Annotated in this window: 16 protein-coding genes and 1 riboswitch; of the genes, 10 read left to right on the top strand and 6 right to left on the bottom strand. The window is 43.6% G+C overall.

What is annotated here, in order from left to right; translation table 11 throughout:
• Positions 1–129 precede the first annotated feature (129 nt).
• Positions 130–1,035, top strand: a complete 906-nt coding sequence (locus tag NTW12_02580; protein ID MCX5845232.1) for a tetratricopeptide repeat protein — start codon at positions 130–132, stop codon at positions 1,033–1,035.
• Positions 1,036–1,069: 34 nt separating this feature from the next.
• Here the strand turns inward: NTW12_02580 and NTW12_02575 are convergent, their stop codons facing one another.
• The 5 genes from NTW12_02575 to NTW12_02555 all read right to left on the bottom strand — a co-directional run bounded on the left by NTW12_02575 (position 1,070) and on the right by NTW12_02555 (position 7,060).
• Positions 1,070–2,446, bottom strand: a complete 1,377-nt coding sequence (locus tag NTW12_02575; GenBank protein ID MCX5845231.1) for an AAA family ATPase — start codon at positions 2,444–2,446, stop codon at positions 1,070–1,072.
• Between the two features lie 53 nt (positions 2,447–2,499).
• Entirely contained in the window at positions 2,500–3,048 is a 549-nt protein-coding gene (locus NTW12_02570) for a helix-turn-helix domain-containing protein (protein MCX5845230.1), read from the bottom strand.
• Between the two features lie 184 nt (positions 3,049–3,232).
• Positions 3,233–4,810 (bottom strand): radical SAM protein, encoded by a 1,578-nt coding sequence (locus NTW12_02565; GenBank protein ID MCX5845229.1) that lies wholly within the window; start codon positions 4,808–4,810, stop codon positions 3,233–3,235.
• A gap of 20 nt (positions 4,811–4,830) precedes the next feature.
• Positions 4,831–5,790 carry a GGDEF domain-containing protein gene (locus tag NTW12_02560; GenBank protein ID MCX5845228.1) on the bottom strand — a complete coding sequence of 320 codons (960 nt, stop codon included), beginning with the start codon at positions 5,788–5,790 and terminating at the stop codon, positions 4,831–4,833.
• Between the two features lie 466 nt (positions 5,791–6,256).
• Positions 6,257–7,060, bottom strand: coding sequence for an inositol monophosphatase family protein (locus NTW12_02555; protein ID MCX5845227.1), 804 nt, complete (start codon positions 7,058–7,060; stop codon positions 6,257–6,259).
• A 372-nt stretch (positions 7,061–7,432) separates the two neighbouring features.
• Here NTW12_02555 and NTW12_02550 point away from each other — a divergent pair, with 372 nt between their 5' ends.
• Positions 7,433–8,290 carry a DUF4115 domain-containing protein gene (locus NTW12_02550; protein ID MCX5845226.1) on the top strand — a complete coding sequence of 286 codons (858 nt, stop codon included), beginning with the start codon at positions 7,433–7,435 and terminating at the stop codon, positions 8,288–8,290.
• Between the two features lie 84 nt (positions 8,291–8,374).
• Complete coding sequence (locus NTW12_02545; GenBank protein MCX5845225.1) at positions 8,375–8,563, top strand: twin-arginine translocase TatA/TatE family subunit; 189 nt, start codon at positions 8,375–8,377, stop codon at positions 8,561–8,563.
• 12 nt (positions 8,564–8,575) lie between these two features.
• On the opposite strand, the gene NTW12_02540 is transcribed toward NTW12_02545, so the two are convergent.
• A complete protein-coding gene (locus tag NTW12_02540; protein ID MCX5845224.1) occupies positions 8,576–8,992 on the bottom strand; it encodes a single-stranded DNA-binding protein in 417 nt (138 codons plus the stop codon).
• A 136-nt stretch (positions 8,993–9,128) separates the two neighbouring features.
• Positions 9,129–9,219, top strand: a riboswitch (TPP riboswitch).
• Positions 9,220–9,303: 84 nt separating this feature from the next.
• On the opposite strand from NTW12_02540, the gene thiC reads away from it, so the two are divergent.
• From thiC to lpxD, 7 genes are all read left to right on the top strand, one after another.
• Positions 9,304–10,596: a phosphomethylpyrimidine synthase ThiC gene (gene thiC / locus NTW12_02535; protein MCX5845223.1), complete on the top strand. Its 1,293-nt coding sequence runs from the start codon at positions 9,304–9,306 to the stop codon at positions 10,594–10,596.
• Between the two features lie 238 nt (positions 10,597–10,834).
• A complete protein-coding gene (gene lysS / locus NTW12_02530; protein ID MCX5845222.1) occupies positions 10,835–12,316 on the top strand; it encodes a lysine--tRNA ligase in 1,482 nt (493 codons plus the stop codon).
• Between the two features lie 8 nt (positions 12,317–12,324).
• Positions 12,325–13,602, top strand: coding sequence for a lipoprotein-releasing ABC transporter permease subunit (locus tag NTW12_02525; GenBank protein MCX5845221.1), 1,278 nt, complete (start codon positions 12,325–12,327; stop codon positions 13,600–13,602).
• Positions 13,602–14,273, top strand: coding sequence for an ABC transporter ATP-binding protein (locus NTW12_02520; protein ID MCX5845220.1), 672 nt, complete (start codon positions 13,602–13,604; stop codon positions 14,271–14,273). The genes NTW12_02525 and NTW12_02520 overlap by 1 nt, the downstream gene beginning before the upstream one ends.
• Positions 14,266–16,905, top strand: a complete 2,640-nt coding sequence (gene bamA / locus NTW12_02515; GenBank protein MCX5845219.1) for an outer membrane protein assembly factor BamA — start codon at positions 14,266–14,268, stop codon at positions 16,903–16,905. The genes NTW12_02520 and bamA overlap by 8 nt, the downstream gene beginning before the upstream one ends.
• Before the next feature lie 41 nt (positions 16,906–16,946).
• The gene (locus NTW12_02510) at positions 16,947–17,483 is read left to right on the top strand and encodes an OmpH family outer membrane protein (protein MCX5845218.1); all 537 of its coding nucleotides are present in this window, start codon (positions 16,947–16,949) and stop codon (positions 17,481–17,483) included.
• A 128-nt stretch (positions 17,484–17,611) separates the two neighbouring features.
• A partial coding sequence (lpxD, locus tag NTW12_02505) for a UDP-3-O-(3-hydroxymyristoyl)glucosamine N-acyltransferase (protein ID MCX5845217.1) occupies positions 17,612–18,415 on the top strand: 804 nt, incomplete at its 3' end.

Genomic DNA, 18,415 nt, shown 5'->3' with positions numbered 1-18,415 from the left:
CACGTTATAATTACAAAAACATGAGGGATATTCAAGTGCCTTTTCCTCTTGACAGGAAATGATAATAGTTGATAAGTAACTCTCTCTTATATTAGTTCAAACTTCATTTAATGACAGGGGTATGTTTCAATGGATCAAAAAAATTCCGCAAGAGGATGGTTCATGGAAGGATGCAGGTATGACCTTCGTGATCCACAATCCGACAAAGCAATAGAAGCCTACAAAAAAAGTGTTGTCCTTGATCCGACATTTACTGCTGCATATGTGAATCTGGGGTTTATTTATCTCCAGAGAGATGATTACGAATGGGCCCTGATATGTTTACAAAGGGTGACTGAACTGGAACCGAACAATCCTGAGGCGTATAACAACCTTGGCTATGTCTACGAAAAAATGGGGAGACTGGGAAGCGCAAGGCAAATGTACGAACAGGCGTTATCACTGAATCCGGAAAACGTTGAAGCGATATTTAATTTAGGACACATCGCCGAATTGGAGGGAGACTATCACGGCGCCGTTCAGCAGTACAAAAAAGCCATTGAAGTAGACCCTAATGCTGAGTCACCCCGTTTTTTCTTGGCCCTACTCTACGACCATCACGATATGTTTGACGAAGCAATGCAGGAATATCAAGGTGTCTTGGAAAGAAATCCCTCCCATGAAAAGGCCCTCTTAAATCTGGGAAATCTTTACGTCCAGTTAGGCGACTTCAAAAAAAGCATCGGATTCTTTGAACGCTTACTGGCGTTTGACCCTAATAATGCGGAAGCATGGAATAACCTTGGCTCTATTTACGAAAGCACTGAGCAGTATGAGGAAGCAATCAATGCCTATCAAAAATCCCTTACATTAAATCCTTTTCAGGAAGAAGCCAACGTTAATCTCGCGCAAATTCAGTTCCAGCAGTATCGTTTAAACCAGGATGGCGTAAAAAAAGAGGATATTATTCGTAGACTTAACTTCGTTCTTTCCATAAATCCACAAAAGACAAGAGCGCAACACCTCCTGGAGGAACTTACAAAGGAAAACATGTAGTACAGGAAACGAATCGGATTTGCTCTTCACACATTTATTTGAGTCTATTTGCAACGAATTCCCGAATATCACTCCATATGGAAATCGGATCACCTGACGGTGTCGATGTCAGTTCCGGATATTTTTTCAGAACCTGCGCTGCCAGAGCCCCAGCTACCTTAATCCGATGCTCATGAGTAGACGACTGTGCCTGTTCAACGATGTGATAGGGAATATTTATTGTAACCTTTACCCCTCCTATCTCCATTTCTTCCAAAATATCCTTTTTAATCGAAGGCGCTTCGGGAAGAGGTTTTGGTGTTTCCGCAGCTCCTGTCGCTTCTGCCGGAGGTTCTGGTACTTGCACTGCCACGAAAGCTTCTGCGACCGGTTTGGGTACTTCGGCAACCGGTTCTGGTTTTTCCACTTTCACTTCCGGCTCCGCCTTCGCTGTCTCATAGGGCTCCGCGGGATGGCGTCGATCCATAAAAGGTTCTATCGAAAGAATTTCAGGATCGACTGAAACCTGTATTGTTTCTTCCTCAACTGGTTCCGCCAAGGCTTTACTCTCGGGCCTTTTTCTTGGTTTTCTTTTCTGGACGGCGGGTCCGGCAAGGTGCCGAAAGCGCTCACTGATTTGGCGAACAACCTCACCGGAAATTTGATTGAATTGATTTGTTTCACCTGCCTTTAATGACAATTTACATATCTTATTGATCAGGCGGGGTACACCATGTTCAGAGTACTCCCATAAAAAGCCGTACGCCTCGTCGGTAAAAACGGGCGTCGATCCTCCCGCAAGCTTCAGCCGGGTTTCAACATAAGCCCTTACTAAATCCTCAGATTCTATTTTATCAATCCTGCTGAATGTTCCGATCCGCTGTAAGAGGTTCGCACGCTTGGGATGTTCCAATCTTCGAGCCAGTTCAAGCTGCCCCGCAAGCACGATGGTAAATAAATTCCTCTGATCGTCCTGCATATTTGTCAGTAATCTCAGGCTTTCTAAATTAGCGGGAGAGATTGCATTTGCCTCATCAACAAATATCAAAACCTTCTTCCCTTCATCCATCGTCTCGAACAAAATTTTGTTAAATATTTCCAGCAGATTAATCTTTCTTCTTTCTTCACACTGCTTTCCGGTGAGTTGACCGACGATTTCCCTTACAAGCTCAATAAAAGACATATCGGGATTGGTAACCAATGTAATTTTGTATTTCTCATGATCCAGAGAATCGATAATTATTCGAAGAGACAAGGTTTTTCCGAGCCCAACATCACCTACAATTACCGCAATACATTCATTCCCTTCCTCTATGGCAAACAGAGTCTCGGCAATGGCATTCTCCATTGAAGCATGACATTCGGCATACATCGTCGGATCAGGAACATTATCAAAAGGCGGTTTTTTGAGACCCCAATAATCGTAATACATAAATTTATTACCTCCTCAATTTTTCAATGCGACCAATCGAAACCTGGCAAGTTTTATACCTCAGGACTTTTAAATAACTCTTCACTCCTTGAGAGATAATCAAGAATATCCTGCAATAAGAAACGCCTTAGTCTGCCAATCTTATAGCTTCTCATCTTATTCGACTTGACGAGATTCATGAGTGAACTCCTGCTGATCAGAAGCATCTGACAAACGTGCCCCGGCTTGAGCATTTTGACAGTATCTACTTTTTTGAACTGGAAATTGAAAACAATATCCCCATCTCTCTGCTTTTGCATATCTAAAGAAACACCACTCGACTCGCCGTCCAGGAAATATTTTATATATTGACTTGACTTAACGAGTTCATACTGCTCGGGAGTCAAATTAATAGAAATCGTCTCATTAATATCCCCACCGGATTCCGCAAGTGTTAATGTTTCTTTTTCCACATTACCGGGACTTTGTTTCAATGCGCTGGATGGAATTTCTATCAAATCCTGTTCCTGCAGTCCTTGAGTACCAATAATTTGAAAATGTTCTTCTCCACCAGGCTCCAAAGCGCCCTTCTTTCTCCTTTTAACAATAGAAATCTTTTCCATAGTCATTCCTTTTATGGGAAACGAATAAGAGGCTATTCATTTCCCATTTTCTGTCAGGTAAAGGGTCGTCCTTTGCCAAACGTCGTGCTTTTGATTTGAATTAAACTTTTGTGATATTAATAAACAGTTTCAGATAAATCAACATAAAAGTTAAGGTCCTACATAAACAGGATGTTACATACCTTTAGTGAGAGGGCATAACAAAAAAGGGGGCATGATTGGAGGTAAATATCGGAGGGGTCTTCCTTAATATCGAGATAACGGCGGGATGCCTCCTGAATTCCCTATCCAGGAATTGCCTCACTAATTTCCTCTCCCACCCCCTTGGATGCAAAAAACTCCTGTAAAGAGACAGATCTCCTTCATAAAAATCACCAGTGTCGAGTTCCTGAACCTCATGGCTATAAGCCGGAAGGTTGAAGATAGCAAGATTGAGATAATCTATCTGATCGCTGTGCTTGACGATAAATTCAAGGGTCTTACGCGCTTCGGCAACTGTTTCTGAAGGAGTTCCAAAAAGCAGGTAGACATAGGTTGCAATCCCTGCCATTTTCAGGGTTTTCAAGGAAGAGGAGGCTGTATCGAGGTCAAACCCCTTACGCATGCTGTCGAGAATCTTTTGATCTCCTGATTCCACGCCAAGCTGTAACATGACACAACCCGATCGTTTCAGGGCCATACAGAAATCCAGGTCCGTCAAATGTGAGGATATTCTGGCAAATCCATACCATGGAAAACCGAAAGATGACTCCGCGATGGCCTTCAGAAGTACAGGACTGAGGGCATTATCCAGCAAATGGACAAGAACAGGTTTTGTTTTTTCCGTAAGGTTATGGAGATCTGTAATGACACTGTCGAGGGGTACGGGTTTATAGGGGTTTCCCTCTGCCCTTTCCGGACAGAAGGAGCACTGGTTCCAGTAACATCCACTTGAAGCACTATACGATAATATAGGGCCTGGAGCCAGATAGCCGTTCATGGAAACTGCGGCATAATCGGGCGTCGTGTGTCCATCGTGATGATTTATACCGTGAATTGAAAGCAATGGATCCTCTCCCGGTCCGGCAACCAGATCATCAACAAGACCCCTGAATGGGTTTGACCACCCGGGCCGCCGTACCCACGATGTTATCAGTCCGCCACCTAATACTACCCTGATGCCGAAACATTCCCTCTTTAAAAAGCCGATCATGGCAAAGGTGCACAGTGCCTGGCTAAGATAGTTCAATGAAAAGCCGACAACGGCAGGCTGTTCCTGCTCCAACGCAGTCATAAGCCGTCTTTTGAAATACGGATAGAATGGATTGTGCTCCGGCATCTCAGCGGCCCTGATCAGATCAATACTTTTTACCGGAGAGAGCTTTTGATCCTGGTAGTTAACCAGACTTATGCGCACACTCCTATGACAAGCCGATACCTCAAGAACCCGGTTGACATCAATTACCGCCCGCTTATAGCGATCAATATTCTTATAAGCTTCCCAGGAGGTTAAAGCAGCGATGTTGTTTTCCAAAGAACGAAACGAGCGACTGGTCCACGTATTTATTAGCCTTTCAGTAGTTGTCCCTTTGTAACCCTCTTTTTCCTCCCTTTGTGGGTAATTCATACCCATTGTCTCTTTTACGAGGAAACTCGATATACCTTCCCTATTGGCATCAATGACCGTGCACGGGATAGTATGGTGATTCATGACACCTGCGAGTTTCGCCAATCCGGCAGGCGCTTCACAGGGCTTGACAATCGGTGGATAAATAAGAAGCATCTTAATAGAAAATAGGTGAATTACTCAGAAATACAGTTCCCGTCACTGTTTTTTGCCCGGAACAATGCCCTATCTGCCGCGTCAATAAGCATTTCCGACGTTTGTTTGGCTTGGATCTCCGCAATACCCATATATATTGTCGGATACGGAATACTTTGCCCATCAGGCGTGACGGGAACTTTTTCTATAACACCCCTGTGCAAGCGTTCCGCGATATGTCTTGCCGTTACGATATCAATATCCGGAAGAACAACAATAAATTCGTCTCCTCTGTAACGGGCGATAATATCCGTAGGACGAAGAAGATCGCTGATTGTGTGAGCGGCCGAATAGATAACTCGATCTCCATACAGGCGTCCGTGCTGATTGTTGAACTCTTCAAAACTGTCTATATTGATTATGATAAGGGAAAGGGGGTTTTTACTCGTCGAAGAACGTAAACATTGACGTTTCAGCATATTATCCAGCCAGTAGCGGTTATGCAAACCCGTCAGAGCGTCAACACTGCCGTACTGTTGATACGGAAGTCCCATTTCGGCATATGCAGAAATGACGGAGTCGGTATGGCGTAATCGTTTAATGATAGTGAATAATAAATTACAGGCAGCCACATGTGATGACTGAACCAGAGACCAGAGTATTTCTTCATCCATGGCCAGTAGTGTACATAAATCATCCGCCACGACAAAAGCTGAAGCTGGCTTGTTGTCAACGACAGACATTTCCCCGACACTTTCACCGGGACCGAGAATAATATGCGGCGCAATATCAATGGAATCCAGGTGTATACGTAATCGGCCGTTGAGAAGGAAATAAACGGTCCGATTTGACTGGTCGCGGGCAATAAGCATCTCCTCTGGCTGCAACGTTCGAATTGTACAGAGATCCAGCAACCCTTTGATAGATTCAAGATTCACACCGCTTAACAGATGGAGACGCTTAAGCTGCATTTCATCGACATAAAATGTCGTATTGCTCATTATATCCCCCAATCATTAATTATTAATAAAAATCGGTTCACCATACTATTTTGTAAATATAAACAAAACACTACAGTATGTCAAGAAAGCACTCTTGGCGTTTCTCTATTTGACCTCGACCGGGGCCCTCCTTAAAAAACAACAACCGTCATTTAATCTCACCTTTCGGGAAAATTAAGTGGCGGTTATGGAAGTAATCTTTAATGCGGTTTTACTTCAACGATTATTCGATGTGGAATAGCTATAGGCGTGAGTTGGCAGGTTTTTTTATATGACCATGAGAACCGAGAGAATCAATTATTTACAAATCAATCATTCCCCGGTTCCTCTTCCCGTTTATAGAGAGAACATGGGGAGATTTGGTGGATGAAGGCAGCCCTGAAGGTTTGCGCTACCATATGATCCGATCCCTCTAGCGGGGCCATTTTCGTGATAGGGGATTATGGAGTTTGCGGTAAGGAGAATATCAAGGTTCTCTATAGGGGAGTTTCCCCTGGTCAATCTTTGTTAAAATAGTAATCATGTCCTGATGTATCTTTCCATTCGTAGCCAGAACATGGGGCGATTCAAGAAAATAAGGACTTCCGGAAAGGTCTGTAACCATTCCTCCGGCTTCACAAATCAGAAGCCACCCGGCAGCCGTATCCCAGGGCATGAGCTTCAGTTCCCAGAAACCATCAAAACGGCCCATCGCGATATAGGCCATATCAAGAGCTGCAGAGCCGGCTCGGCGAATAGCCTGGGCCCTCTTGGCCATTCCGTTAAAGTAATTGATGTTGTTATTCTCATCATTCCTGATATCATAGGGAAAACCAGTCGCCAGAAGACTTTTGGAAAGATCAGTAGTACTCGATACGGAAATTCTTTGACCATTCAAAAAAGCCCCTTCCCCTTTTTCTGCCACGAACATTTCTTCCAACATGGGGTTGTAAATAACGCCGAGGCAAACTTCTTTTTCTTTTTCTAAGGCAATGGATACGCAGAATACGGGATAACCGTGAGCATAATTCGTCGTCCCATCGAGAGGATCAATAAGCCAACGAAATTCCGAACCTTTTGCTGTACCCGTTGATTCCTCTGCAAGGATGTCATGATCGGGGTATCTCTTGTGAATACAAGACGTAATGAATTCTTCCGAAATCCGGTCTCCTTCGGTAACAATATTAATCTCACCCTTATAATCTATTACGTGTTTATCATTGAGCCTTCCCTTGAGAAATATCCCCGCTTCTCTTGCTATAGATATTATAAATTCACGAAAAGTATCCATAAGTTATAAATTCCTATAAAAAGATAGTTCAAATTCAATGTCCGGGTATCGAAATGCCATATGGAAGTATACAGGAGACAGAATATAGAATAAAATAAAAGATCATTCATTCCTGTTCTGTCTCCTGACTCCTTACTCCTGTTTTTACTTGCAGGAATGAAGCAACGTATACCAAGTTTTTCCATTTTTTGAAAGCCGCATCTTTCTATTGCGTGACTCTTGAATTGGTGATAATTATCTAACTTATATGTTTTTACGAAACTGCAGACTCATATAATATAATTCTTCAGCTTTCAGCGCATTGAAATATCCTGATTAATCGATACTATAAAAAATACGGATACTTTGGAAAAGTCCTATGAAGATTTAACTATGAAAGAACTCGATCTCAAATCTGTCAGAGAATCCAAAGGTCTTACGTTAAAAGATATATTCGAACGCACCCGAATTAGCGTGACTAATCTTGAAGCTATTGAAAATGGTAACTTTCACAAGCTTCCACCGCCGGTTTTTACGAAATCGTTTATTAAAATCTATGCCAAAACCTTAGGTGTTGACGGCAGTTCAACACTTGCCCTCTATGAACAATACCTCGAAGCACATAATACTGCGTGCCGGGATGTTGAAAGCAAAAATATCCCTGAACCCGCAAGGGTTAATTATAAGATATTTTTGTGGGGTACATTCATTCTTGCTATTGGTGGCCTTGTCGCTTTTTCACTGTCTTCAAATAAACCAGACGTTGACATTTTGAAAAATACGATTCGTGAACCCGGCCAGAAGACATTCAATGTGAATCCTGCCGATAATAGTAAATCGGATGTCAAAAGCGAAGCTGCTGATCAGACAAATTTGGCTGTTAAACCTCAAGAGAGAGATGCTCAATTAGCCCCCGTACCACCAGTGCAACCCACAGATAAAGCTGAGGACAAACGGAATATTCAAAATGAGCAGGATACAGCATCTGAGAATATCAAGAGAGAGCGGAAGGAGATCGCAGAATCATACCAAATCACTATGGAGGCAAGGGAGTTGACCTGGTTAAGAATTACAGCAGATCAAAATCCCCCTTACCAAATTTTAATGAAACCAGGTGAAAAAATCCAGAAATCCGCATCGAGCTTCGTTATTGACGTTGGCAACGCCGGCGGAATTGACATTGAGTTTAAAGGAAAGTCCCTGGGGAACTTGGGGGAACGGGGACAGGTTGTTCACTTAAAACTACCATAGATTATAAATTTGACAAAGCTATCTTGATACTTTACAATACACTGTAATATTATTTACCAAAAAATCAGAAGAGGTCATGGAAACATGTTTGGCATAGGCATTCCTGAGTTAATTATAATTCTCGTAATTGTTTTGATCATCTTTGGCGCCGGTAAGCTTCCGGAAATCGGCGGCGCCATTGGAAAGGGCATTAAAAATTTTAAGAAGTCCGTCCGTGAACCGGATGAGATCGATGTAACGCCCGATTCTAAAAAGATGGATGAAAAGAAATAGGGCGAGATCAGGTTAAAAGGGAACATCATCCTCGGGTGTCTGTTCCAGCCCTGAATATGTTGGAGCATGATCATCGGCTTCTGTATCCTGGCTCCGCGTCTGCCCCTTTGAATCCAGCATTTGCATATTGTTTGCAATAATCTCCGTAGTCGATCGTTTATTACCGTCTTTATCTTCCCAGGATTTTGTCTGGATTCTCCCCTCAATGAAGATCAATTTCCCCTTTGATAGATAACTACTGCAGATCTCTGCCAGTTTTCCAAAGGTGACAATCCGGTGCCACTCAGTCCTTTGGATCTTCTGGCCGTTTTTATCCTTCCTTTGTTCATCGGTTGCCATAGTGAAGTTGGTAACCATCATTCCATCCGGTGTGTAACGAACTTCCGGATCTTTTCCAAGTCTGCCGATTAATAAAACTCTATTCACCATTCTTGTCCCCCCTTTTTAAAACTGTTACATTGTAAGATCATACAAAACTTTACAGTGCTTAGCAATGTATAATTGGATAAGATATGAATTTATGCTTGATTTTTTCAATAAACTGAAGTAAAATTTATCAAATATAGAAGCTATTCAGGGGTGCCGGCCAGGCTGAGAAGATACCCTTTGAACCTGATCTGGGTAATGCCAGCGGAGGAAACTTAATCTGTAATACATTTCTTTTGGGGCATATCCTTAAGGGTGAAGGGTATGCCCCATGTATTTTATAGAAATCGACATATGTTAGGAGAGTATTTGCCATGACACAATTAGAGAGAGCACGTAAAGGCATGATATCTGAAGAGATGAGACAATGTGCCGAAGGGGAAGGTGTATCCACTGAATTCATTCGCGATGGTGTCGCAAAAGGCACAATCGTGGTGATCCGTAATAAAAAACACACTACCATAGGACCTCTTGCCGTAGGGAAAGGGCTCAGGACAAAGATAAATGCCAATATCGGAACATCCAAAGACCGCGTAGATCTCGCTCTGGAGCTCGAAAAGGTAAAAGTGTCTATTGCCGCAGGGGCAGATACTATCATGGACCTATCCACAGGCGGTGATATCAGAAAAATCAGGCAAGCGATCATCCAGGCGTCTACTCTTCCTATCGGGACCGTTCCTCTCTACCAGGCTGCCGCCGATATGGTTGAGGCGAAAAAAGCCATCATGGAGATGACCGGCGAAGACATGTTCAGGGTTATCATAGAAAATGGTGAGGACGGCGTTGATTTTATCACTGTACACTGCGGTGTAACGAGGAGAAGCGTATCCTGTATTGATGAAGAAGGACGCATTTTAGGCATCGTAAGCAGGGGTGGATCCATCACGAGAAACTGGATGTCATTCAATGACAGAGAAAATCCTCTGTATGAAGAATATGACCGACTGCTCGAAATAGCAAGGCGTTACGATATGGTTCTCAGCCTTGGCGACGGCCTGCGGCCGGGGTGTATTGCCGATGCCACAGACCGTGGACAGGTACAGGAACTCATTCTTCTGGGTGAACTTGCAAAAAGAGCAAGAGACTATGGCGTTCAGGTAATGATCGAAGGTCCCGGTCATGTACCCATCAATGAAATACAGGCCAATATCCAGTTACAGAAGAGTCTGTGTGACGGCGCACCTTTCTATGTCCTGGGACCCTTACCAACGGACATCGCTCCCGGTTATGATCACATCACCTCAGCAATCGGCGGGGCAATTGCCGGAGCAGCCGGAGCAGACTTTCTCTGCTACGTAACGCCCTCAGAGCACCTCCGCCTCCCCACACTCGAAGACGTCAGGGAAGGCATCATCGCCTCAAAGATTGCTGCTCATATTGCTGACATTGCTAAGGAAATCCCCGGTGCCATTAAAAAAGACATCATGATGGCGAAATACAGGAAGGAATTCGACTGGCAAGGCCAGATTGCAGCATCCATTGATCCGGAAAAAACGGAAAAACTTCTTGAGAAAAGCAAAAGCGCAGGAGAAGAGGGCTGTACAATGTGCGGAGAGTTTTGCGCCATCAAACTGGGGAAAGCAAGCTCTCATAAAAAACCATCCTGAATTGAGAAAAATTGAAGTTCAGAGATCTTCCCGGCAACGAAGATATTTATTTGCGCCTGTCATCCGACCTATTGACATGTTCATGGGAAGCTATCTTGACCTTGGATTCACAACTAAAAGCCCTCTTGCAAATTCTTCGAAATTCTCATTGCATTAACAAACGTTTAAATCATGCTTGACTAATCCTGAAAAAAAATATAGTCAAATTCGATTTATACTTAGATAGGACAAGGTATTTATGGAAGACAGCGAACTCATAAGGAAGAAAAAAGAAAAAATAGAATCTCTGAAGGCCGACGGCATTGAACTGTATCCTAACGATGTCCGTGTCAAGGACACGACGGCATCTATCGTTACCCGCTTTATCCATATGGACAATGACGCCCTTGCCGCAATCGATGAGAGATTTGCCATTGCGGGAAGACTGATGGCCATTCGAGACTTCGGAAAAGGTTCTTTTGTCATGATCCAGGACAGAGCGGGAAGACTTCAGGCCTTTATCAGAAAGAATCAGGTGGGGGAAACTACCTATTCATTATTTAAAAGACTCGATGTGGGAGATATCGTTTTTATCGCAGGGAAAATATTCAGAACCAGGACAAATGAACTGACTATTGACGCAGATGCACTGAGGCTCCTGTCAAAAGCGATAAGACCTTTGCCGGAGAAATGGCATGGTCTTACGGATATTGAAACAAGATACCGCCAGCGACACCTCGATCTTATCGTTAATCCGCAAGTCAAAGAGGTCTTTTTAAAACGGAACCGTATCATCCAGCTTCTGCGTCACTTTATGGAAGAACGGGATTTCCTCGAAGTAGAAACTCCCATGATGCAGCCCAAGGCCGGCGGTGCTGTGGCGCGTCCCTTCAAGACACATCATAATGCCCTGGGAATGGACTTTTTTTTGAGGATAGCCCCTGAACTGTATCTGAAAAGATTGATTACCGGAGACCTCGAGAGGGTCTTCGAAATAAACAGGAACTTCAGAAATGAAGGCATCTCCACATTCCATAACCCCGAATTTACGATGATGGAATTTTATCAGGCCTACGCCACCTATGAGGACATGATGGTAATGACGGAGGAAATGCTGACCTTCATCGCCCGGGAGCTTTTCGGTTCTCTAAAGTTTCAGTACCAGGGAACAGAAATTGACCTGACTCCTCCATGGTCGCGCATTTCTGTCAAAGATGCGCTTGTCCGGCACGGCAATATAACCTCCGATATGCTGGAGGATACTGCCGGGCTTACGGCCTACGCAAGAAATCTGGGACTGACCATCAAAGACAACGAATCCCCAGGAAAGGTGATGATGGCTCTATTTGAAGAAGATGTGGAGGAAAAGCTCATTCAACCCACTTTTATAACTCATTATCCTGTTGAGGTTTCTCCCCTTTCGAGGAAAAATCCTGTTCATCCCGAGTTGACCGATAGATTCGAACTTTATATCTATGGAAAAGAAATTGCTAATGCCTTTTCCGAACTTAACGACCCCGTTGATCAAAGGGAACGATTCATGATGCAGCTCAAAGAAAGAGAGGCCGGGGATGATGAAGCACATGAAATGGATGAGGATTACATCCGGACTCTCGAATATGGAATGCCTCCTACAGCAGGGGAAGGAATCGGCATCGACAGGCTGGTCATGCTTTTTACGGACTCTGCATCCATAAGGGATGTTATCCTTTTCCCGCTTTTGAGAACCAAGGAAGAATAAAATCTGCCATGTCCTTTGAACTTTTTATCAGTCTCAGATACCTCCGGGCCAAGCGAAAGCAGGTCTTCGTCTCCATCATCACATTTTTATCCATTGCCGGGATTTTTTTAGGCGTTGCCGCACTGATTATTGTCCTGGCAGTAATGAACGGTTTTGAAAACGATCTCCGTAGTAAGATACTGGGTATCAATTCGCACATCGTTCTTATGAAATATAGCGGGACAATGAATGACCACCAGAAGGTCATGAACGAGATTACGGACGTCGACGGTGTCGTCGCATCAACACCATTCATATACAGTCAGGCTATGCTGAAAAACGGCGGTCACACAAGTGGTGTTATCTTGCGGGGAATGTCGGTAGATAACGCCTTCAAAGTCATCAATCTGGGAAAGATGCAGGAGGGGAACATTCATTATCTTTCGGAAAAACATCGGAGTACCCTCAACCTCGGCAAAGATACCTCGATGCTCCCCGGAATTGTCGTAGGCAAAGAACTGGCAAAAAACATGGGGCTCTTTCTCTTTGAAACCGTCAACATCATCTCTCCTATGGGAGTCTCAACGCCTATGGGGATGGTTCCCAAAATGAAAAAATTTGTTGTTGTGGGCGTCTTCGATTCAGGATTCTACGAATATGACTCTACTTTGGCCTACATATCCCTGAAAGACTGTCAGGAATTCTTAAATCTGGGAGAACAGGTAACCGGCCTTGAAATCAAAGTTAACGACATTTATAAGGCGAATCTCATTGCTAAATCAATAGAGAAAAAACTGGGATTCCCTTTCTGGGGCCGACACTGGATGGAAATGAATAAAAACCTCTTCTCGGCCCTGAAACTCGAAAAACGGGTCATGTTTATCATCCTCAGTCTCATCGTGCTGGTCGCTGCGTTCAACATAATTTGTACGTTAATCATGATAGTAATGGAAAAAAGCAAGGACATCGCCATTTTAAAATCCATGGGTGCAACGTCAAAAAGTATAATGAAGATATTTATTTATCAAGGGATAACAATCGGTGCAATCGGTACTCTTCTCGGGTGCATCGGCGGGCTTACTGTTGCTTTTAATCTTGAGAAGCTTTCCGTATTCATCGAAAATCTTTTCGGTTTCAAGATACTGCCGGGTGACGTATATTATCTGAATCAACTGCCCTCCCAAGTTAATTTCAGTGATGTGCTCATCATCATTATAGGAACGATGCTGATATGTTTCCTGTCAACGATTTATCCATCCCGGAAGGCTTCCAAACTGGACCCATCAGAGGCCCTGAGATATGAATAATGATAACCGTAAATAATTTAAATAAAACTTTCATCAAGGACGGCAACAAGATCGAAGTTTTGAAAGAACTGAATCTAACCATCCCCCGAGGACATTCATTGGCCATCCTCGGTGTTTCCGGGGCGGGAAAAAGCACCTTAATCCATATTTTAGGAACCCTGGATCACCCCACATCGGGTACTGTGCTCTTTAACGACGTTCATGTCTTTGAGTGGGACAATAAAAAACTGGCAGAGTTCAGAAACAAAACAATTGGTTTTGTTTTCCAATTCCATAACCTCCTGCCGGAATTTAACAGTCTGGAAAATACGATGATGCCGGCTCTGATTCATGGCGTATCCTACCGAAAAGCGAAGGATCGGGCCGAAGCTATATTAAATGAGGTAGGACTTGGTGACAGGATGACCCACAAACCTGGAGAGCTTTCGGGAGGGGAACAACAGCGAGTCGCCGTGGCACGGGCACTCATCATGGAACCTGAAATTATTCTGGCTGATGAACCCACGGGAAACCTTGATAGTGAAACGGGAAAGAAGATAGAAGACATCCTGCTCGATCTCAATAGAACCAAACAAATCACCCTTGTCGTTGTAACCCACAATAAATCACTGGCTGACAGAATGTCTCAAAGCATTGGCCTGCGAGATGGAAAGATACATAACTATGAGTAAAAAGGTTATTAGCTTCGTCTTTCTGCTGACTTTGCTCCTGCTGATTAACTATCAAAAAGCTTTCGCGGAAGATGTAAAAAAAATCGCGCTCCTTCCCTTTGATATTCACAGCAAGGCAAATGTATCTAAACTGCAGGAAGCTATTTACAAAGGACTGTCGACAGAGCTGGTTAAATCAAAAAACATCCTGCTCATTGAAAGAGGTATCCTTGCCGGAGTTGTTGAGGGTAAACGGATTGATGAAAAACTTGCTCTCACTGTAGGTAAAGAAACGGGCGCTCATTATGTCATCATGGGGAGTCTGTCAGAGTTCGGAGAACTCATCAGCGTCGATGCAAGAGTCATTGATGTAAAGGAGCAAAAAGCACTGCCCGGTGTCTTCGCCCAAGGTAAAGGCTTTGAAAGCATTGGCTCACTATCTGCCAAAATAAGGACAAATATACTCATCCAAATCGCCGCGGAAATGAGGATAGCAAAAATTGAATTTAAGGGTAACCGGAAAATTGAAAGCAGTGCCGTCAATCAGGTCGTGAAAAGTGCCAGGGGAAACCTCTTTTCAGAAACAGATCTCTCATCCGACATCAAAGCTATTTACAAGATGGGCTATTTCGATGATGTAGCCACAGATGTCACCGGTACGTCTGAGGGAAAGATTATTACTTTTATTTTGAAGGAAAAAGCCCTCATTACAGAGATAAAGATCAAAGGGAATAAGGCCATCGAAAAGAGCGAAATAGAAAGTGCACTGACTTTCAAGGTCCGTGAGGTTTTCAACCCCGGAAAAATTGTTGCCAGCATAGAAAAAATCAAGTCCCTTTATGACAACAAGGGATACAACAATGCAGAGATCAAATATGTGATTGATAAGGAAGGGGATAAAGATACCCGCATCACTATCGATATTACCGAAAACGAGAGACTGTATATCAAAACCATCTCTTTTGAGGGAAACAGGGCGTTTACCGATAAAGAACTGAAAAAAATTATAGATGCTACGGAATGGGGCATTTTCCACTTCGTCACCGACTCAGGTCTTCTGAAAAAGGAACAATTGAGACAGGATGCCAACAAAGTGAGTGCATTTTACCTCAATCATGGTTTTATCAACGCTCAGGTCGGCGAACCGGAAATTACCTCCGATAAGAAGGGAATTTATATAAAAATATCAGTAGTGGAAGGCAAACAATTCAAAGTAGGCAAGGTAGATATTACCGGTGATACGTTAACAGTACCCCGACCTGAACTCCTGGATAAATTGAAGATCAACAAAAAAGAGTATTATGACAGAGAATCGATCATGAAAGATATCGAATATCTTACCCAGGCCTGCAATGATGATGGTTATGCCTATGCCGACATTACTCCGCGCACTGTTCCCAACGAAAAAGACCAGACGGTAGATGTTATTTACCAAATTAAAAAAGGTAATCAGGTCTACTTCAACAGAATAACCATTACGGGCAACACAAAAACAAGAGATAAGGTGATACGAAGGCAGTTAGCCATTGTTGAGGGTGATCTGTATAACAGCAGCAAGCTGAAAAAGAGCTATATGGAGCTCAATCGCCTGAGATACTTTGAAGAAATTAATTTTCAGACAGAAAAGGGACCCGATGAAACACTCACCGACGTCAATATCAATGTAAAGGAAAAACCGACGGGCATGTTCAGTGTCGGCGCCGGATACAGTGCCTATGACCATGCTATTTTAACCGCCCAGATTTCCCAGCAAAATCTCTTTGGCAAGGGGCAGATTTTAAGCCTTAGGGCTCAAATTGGAAGCATATCATCAATGTACGAGCTCTCATTTATAGAACCATGGTTATTTGATATTCCTCTATGGAGTAAATCCGACATCTGGAATTATACGCGGGAATATGACAGTTATAATTTATCGTCAAAGGGTATCGGAACCACGTTAGGTTATCCTCTCTGGGAGTATGTAACCGGTTATATTGGATACAGACTAACGACAAATGACGTCAAAGATATCAAGGACACGGCGTCGCGGTACATAAAGGAACAAGCAGGGACAACAACATCCAGCACCGTGTCCGTCACTCTCACAAGGGATACGACTGACGACATTATGTTTCCATCAAAAGGCTCCAAAAACAGTGCTACCATCGAAAACACAGGTGGGATCCTTCAGGGCGACACAAGTTTTACCCGATACGGGGCAAAAGCTTCATGGTTTTTTCCCCTGCCCTTAGAAACCGTACTCGGCGCGTACGGGCGAGCCGGATATGTGCACGGTAACGAGGGGAAGGATGTACCGATCTATGAGCGTTACTATCTGGGGGGCATAAGTTCCCTCCGGGGTCTTCGAGATGTAGGTCCAAGAGATCCGGACACGAACGATCCTATCGGCGGCTATACAATGTTATGTTTCAATGCTGAATTCATTTTCCCCCTGATTAAAAACGCCGGGATGAAGGGGGTTTTATTTTACGATACAGGCAATGCCTGGGAAAGCGGTTATCATATCAACGACATGAGGAAGACGGCGGGAGCAGGCATACGCTGGTACTCACCGATCGGGCCGTTGAGGCTCGAATGGGGTTATGCCCTTGATCGAAAGGAAGGTGAATCTGCAAGCCGGTGGGAATTCACAATCGGTATGTTCATGTAAATAACGTTATGACATTTCAAATTTTATAAGGGGGAAATTTTATGAAAAAAAGTGGTCTGTTGATTTCAATTGCATTTATAGTCTTGTCGCTGATCTTCTCTGGCTCATATGCAATCGCTGGTGAAAAGACGGGGTTTATCAACATTGAAGAAATTTTAAGCAAATCAGATCCTGGGAAAAAGGCAGATGCGGAATTTCTCAAGATCTTTGAAAAAGATAAAGTTAAGATCCAGGAAAAAGAAACAGAATTAAAGAAGCTCAAAGATGACCTCGAAAAACAGCGGACAGTTCTCACCGAAGCCGCTATGAAAGAAAAGGAGACGGCCTACCAGAAAAAATTCAGGGATTACCAGTTAGTGGTCAAGGATGCCAATGAAGAGCTCCAGGCAAAAAGGCAAGGAATTTTAAAGCAGTTGATGCCCGAGATTATGAAAGTCGTGAACGCTATTGGAGATAGAGAAAAATACTTGCTGATCATTGATATCAGCACTGTCCCTGTCGCCTACTATGCGAAGGAAAATGACTTGACAAAGCGGGTTGTTGAAGAATTCAACAAAATCTATAAACCGAAGAATTGAAAGAGGCATCCGGATATTTGCTTTCAGCTTTCAGCAAAGCTTCTCTTTCTGCAGGAAAAGCCTCCTGTAAGTAACATATTTATTCAAGTCTGAGGGCAGTATGTACTGAGGGTTATGAGGTCATCAAGGTGAAAAAAACATTGAGGGAAATTGCATCTTTCTTAAACGGTGAAGTCATCGGAGATTCTCAGGCAGCCATTGAAAATATCCGGGGTATTGATGAAGCTGGAAACGGCGATCTAACCTTCATTGCAAACCCTAAATATCTGAAGAAACTTGAGACAACCGGCGCATCCGCCGTTCTGGTGTCGTCCGGAGCAGTAAGTACCGATAAGAATCTGATTATTGTCGACGATCCTTATATTGCCTTCGGGAAGCTTCTTGGCCTTTTTTATCCCGAAGACCATGATCCCCCCGAAATTAGTAAGGGTACATTCGTTGAAGAAGGCGCCATTGTCTCAGAAGATGCCGTGATCTATCCAGGCGTCACTATCGGCCGGGGGGCAAAAATTGAACGAGGGGTTATCCTTTATCCCGGTGTCACTATCGGTCGTCATGTCATCATCGGTGAGGATTCCATTCTGTATCCCAACGTTTCCGTATACAGGAAATGCATTATTGGAAAGAGGGTCATCCTCCACGCTGGTGTTGTTGTTGGGAGTGATGGATTTGGTTTTGCCAGGCCGGGACGGGAAAATATAAAAATTCCCCAGGTAGGTATTGTTCAAATAGACGACGACGTTGAGGTGGGAGCCAACACCACCATTGATCGGGGCACCATTGAAAAAACATGGATACAAAGAGGTGTAAAAATCGACAATCTGGTTCAGATTGCTCATAACGTAGTGATTGGCGAAAACGCCGTGATTGTATCACAGGTCGGCATCGCGGGGAGCACAAAGCTTGGAAAGAGTGTCATCGTAGGGGGCCAG

Source organism: Deltaproteobacteria bacterium, from assembly GCA_026388545.1.
Taxonomy (GTDB): Bacteria; Desulfobacterota; Syntrophia; order Syntrophales; family UBA2185; genus JAPLJS01.
Note: the sequence above shows the minus strand (reverse complement) of the source record. Positions and strands in the feature narration are given on the sequence as shown.

Excerpts from the sequence above, each read along its gene's own strand:
- NTW12_02580 (MCX5845232.1), top strand. The coding sequence starts at position 130 with ATGGATCAAAAAAATTCCGCAAGAGGATGGTTCATGGAAGGATGCAGG.
- NTW12_02575 (MCX5845231.1), bottom strand. The coding sequence starts at position 2,446 with ATGTATTACGATTATTGGGGTCTCAAAAAACCGCCTTTTGATAATGTT.
- NTW12_02570 (MCX5845230.1), bottom strand. The coding sequence starts at position 3,048 with ATGGAAAAGATTTCTATTGTTAAAAGGAGAAAGAAGGGCGCTTTGGAG.
- NTW12_02565 (MCX5845229.1), bottom strand. The coding sequence starts at position 4,810 with ATGCTTCTTATTTATCCACCGATTGTCAAGCCCTGTGAAGCGCCTGCC.
- NTW12_02560 (MCX5845228.1), bottom strand. The coding sequence starts at position 5,790 with ATGAGCAATACGACATTTTATGTCGATGAAATGCAGCTTAAGCGTCTC.
- NTW12_02555 (MCX5845227.1), bottom strand. The coding sequence starts at position 7,060 with ATGGATACTTTTCGTGAATTTATAATATCTATAGCAAGAGAAGCGGGG.
- NTW12_02550 (MCX5845226.1), top strand. The coding sequence starts at position 7,433 with ATGAAAGAACTCGATCTCAAATCTGTCAGAGAATCCAAAGGTCTTACG.
- NTW12_02545 (MCX5845225.1), top strand. The coding sequence starts at position 8,375 with ATGTTTGGCATAGGCATTCCTGAGTTAATTATAATTCTCGTAATTGTT.
- NTW12_02540 (MCX5845224.1), bottom strand. The coding sequence starts at position 8,992 with ATGGTGAATAGAGTTTTATTAATCGGCAGACTTGGAAAAGATCCGGAA.
- thiC (MCX5845223.1), top strand. The coding sequence starts at position 9,304 with ATGACACAATTAGAGAGAGCACGTAAAGGCATGATATCTGAAGAGATG.
- lysS (MCX5845222.1), top strand. The coding sequence starts at position 10,835 with ATGGAAGACAGCGAACTCATAAGGAAGAAAAAAGAAAAAATAGAATCT.
- NTW12_02525 (MCX5845221.1), top strand. The coding sequence starts at position 12,325 with ATGTCCTTTGAACTTTTTATCAGTCTCAGATACCTCCGGGCCAAGCGA.
- NTW12_02520 (MCX5845220.1), top strand. The coding sequence starts at position 13,602 with ATGATAACCGTAAATAATTTAAATAAAACTTTCATCAAGGACGGCAAC.
- bamA (MCX5845219.1), top strand. The coding sequence starts at position 14,266 with ATGAGTAAAAAGGTTATTAGCTTCGTCTTTCTGCTGACTTTGCTCCTG.
- NTW12_02510 (MCX5845218.1), top strand. The coding sequence starts at position 16,947 with ATGAAAAAAAGTGGTCTGTTGATTTCAATTGCATTTATAGTCTTGTCG.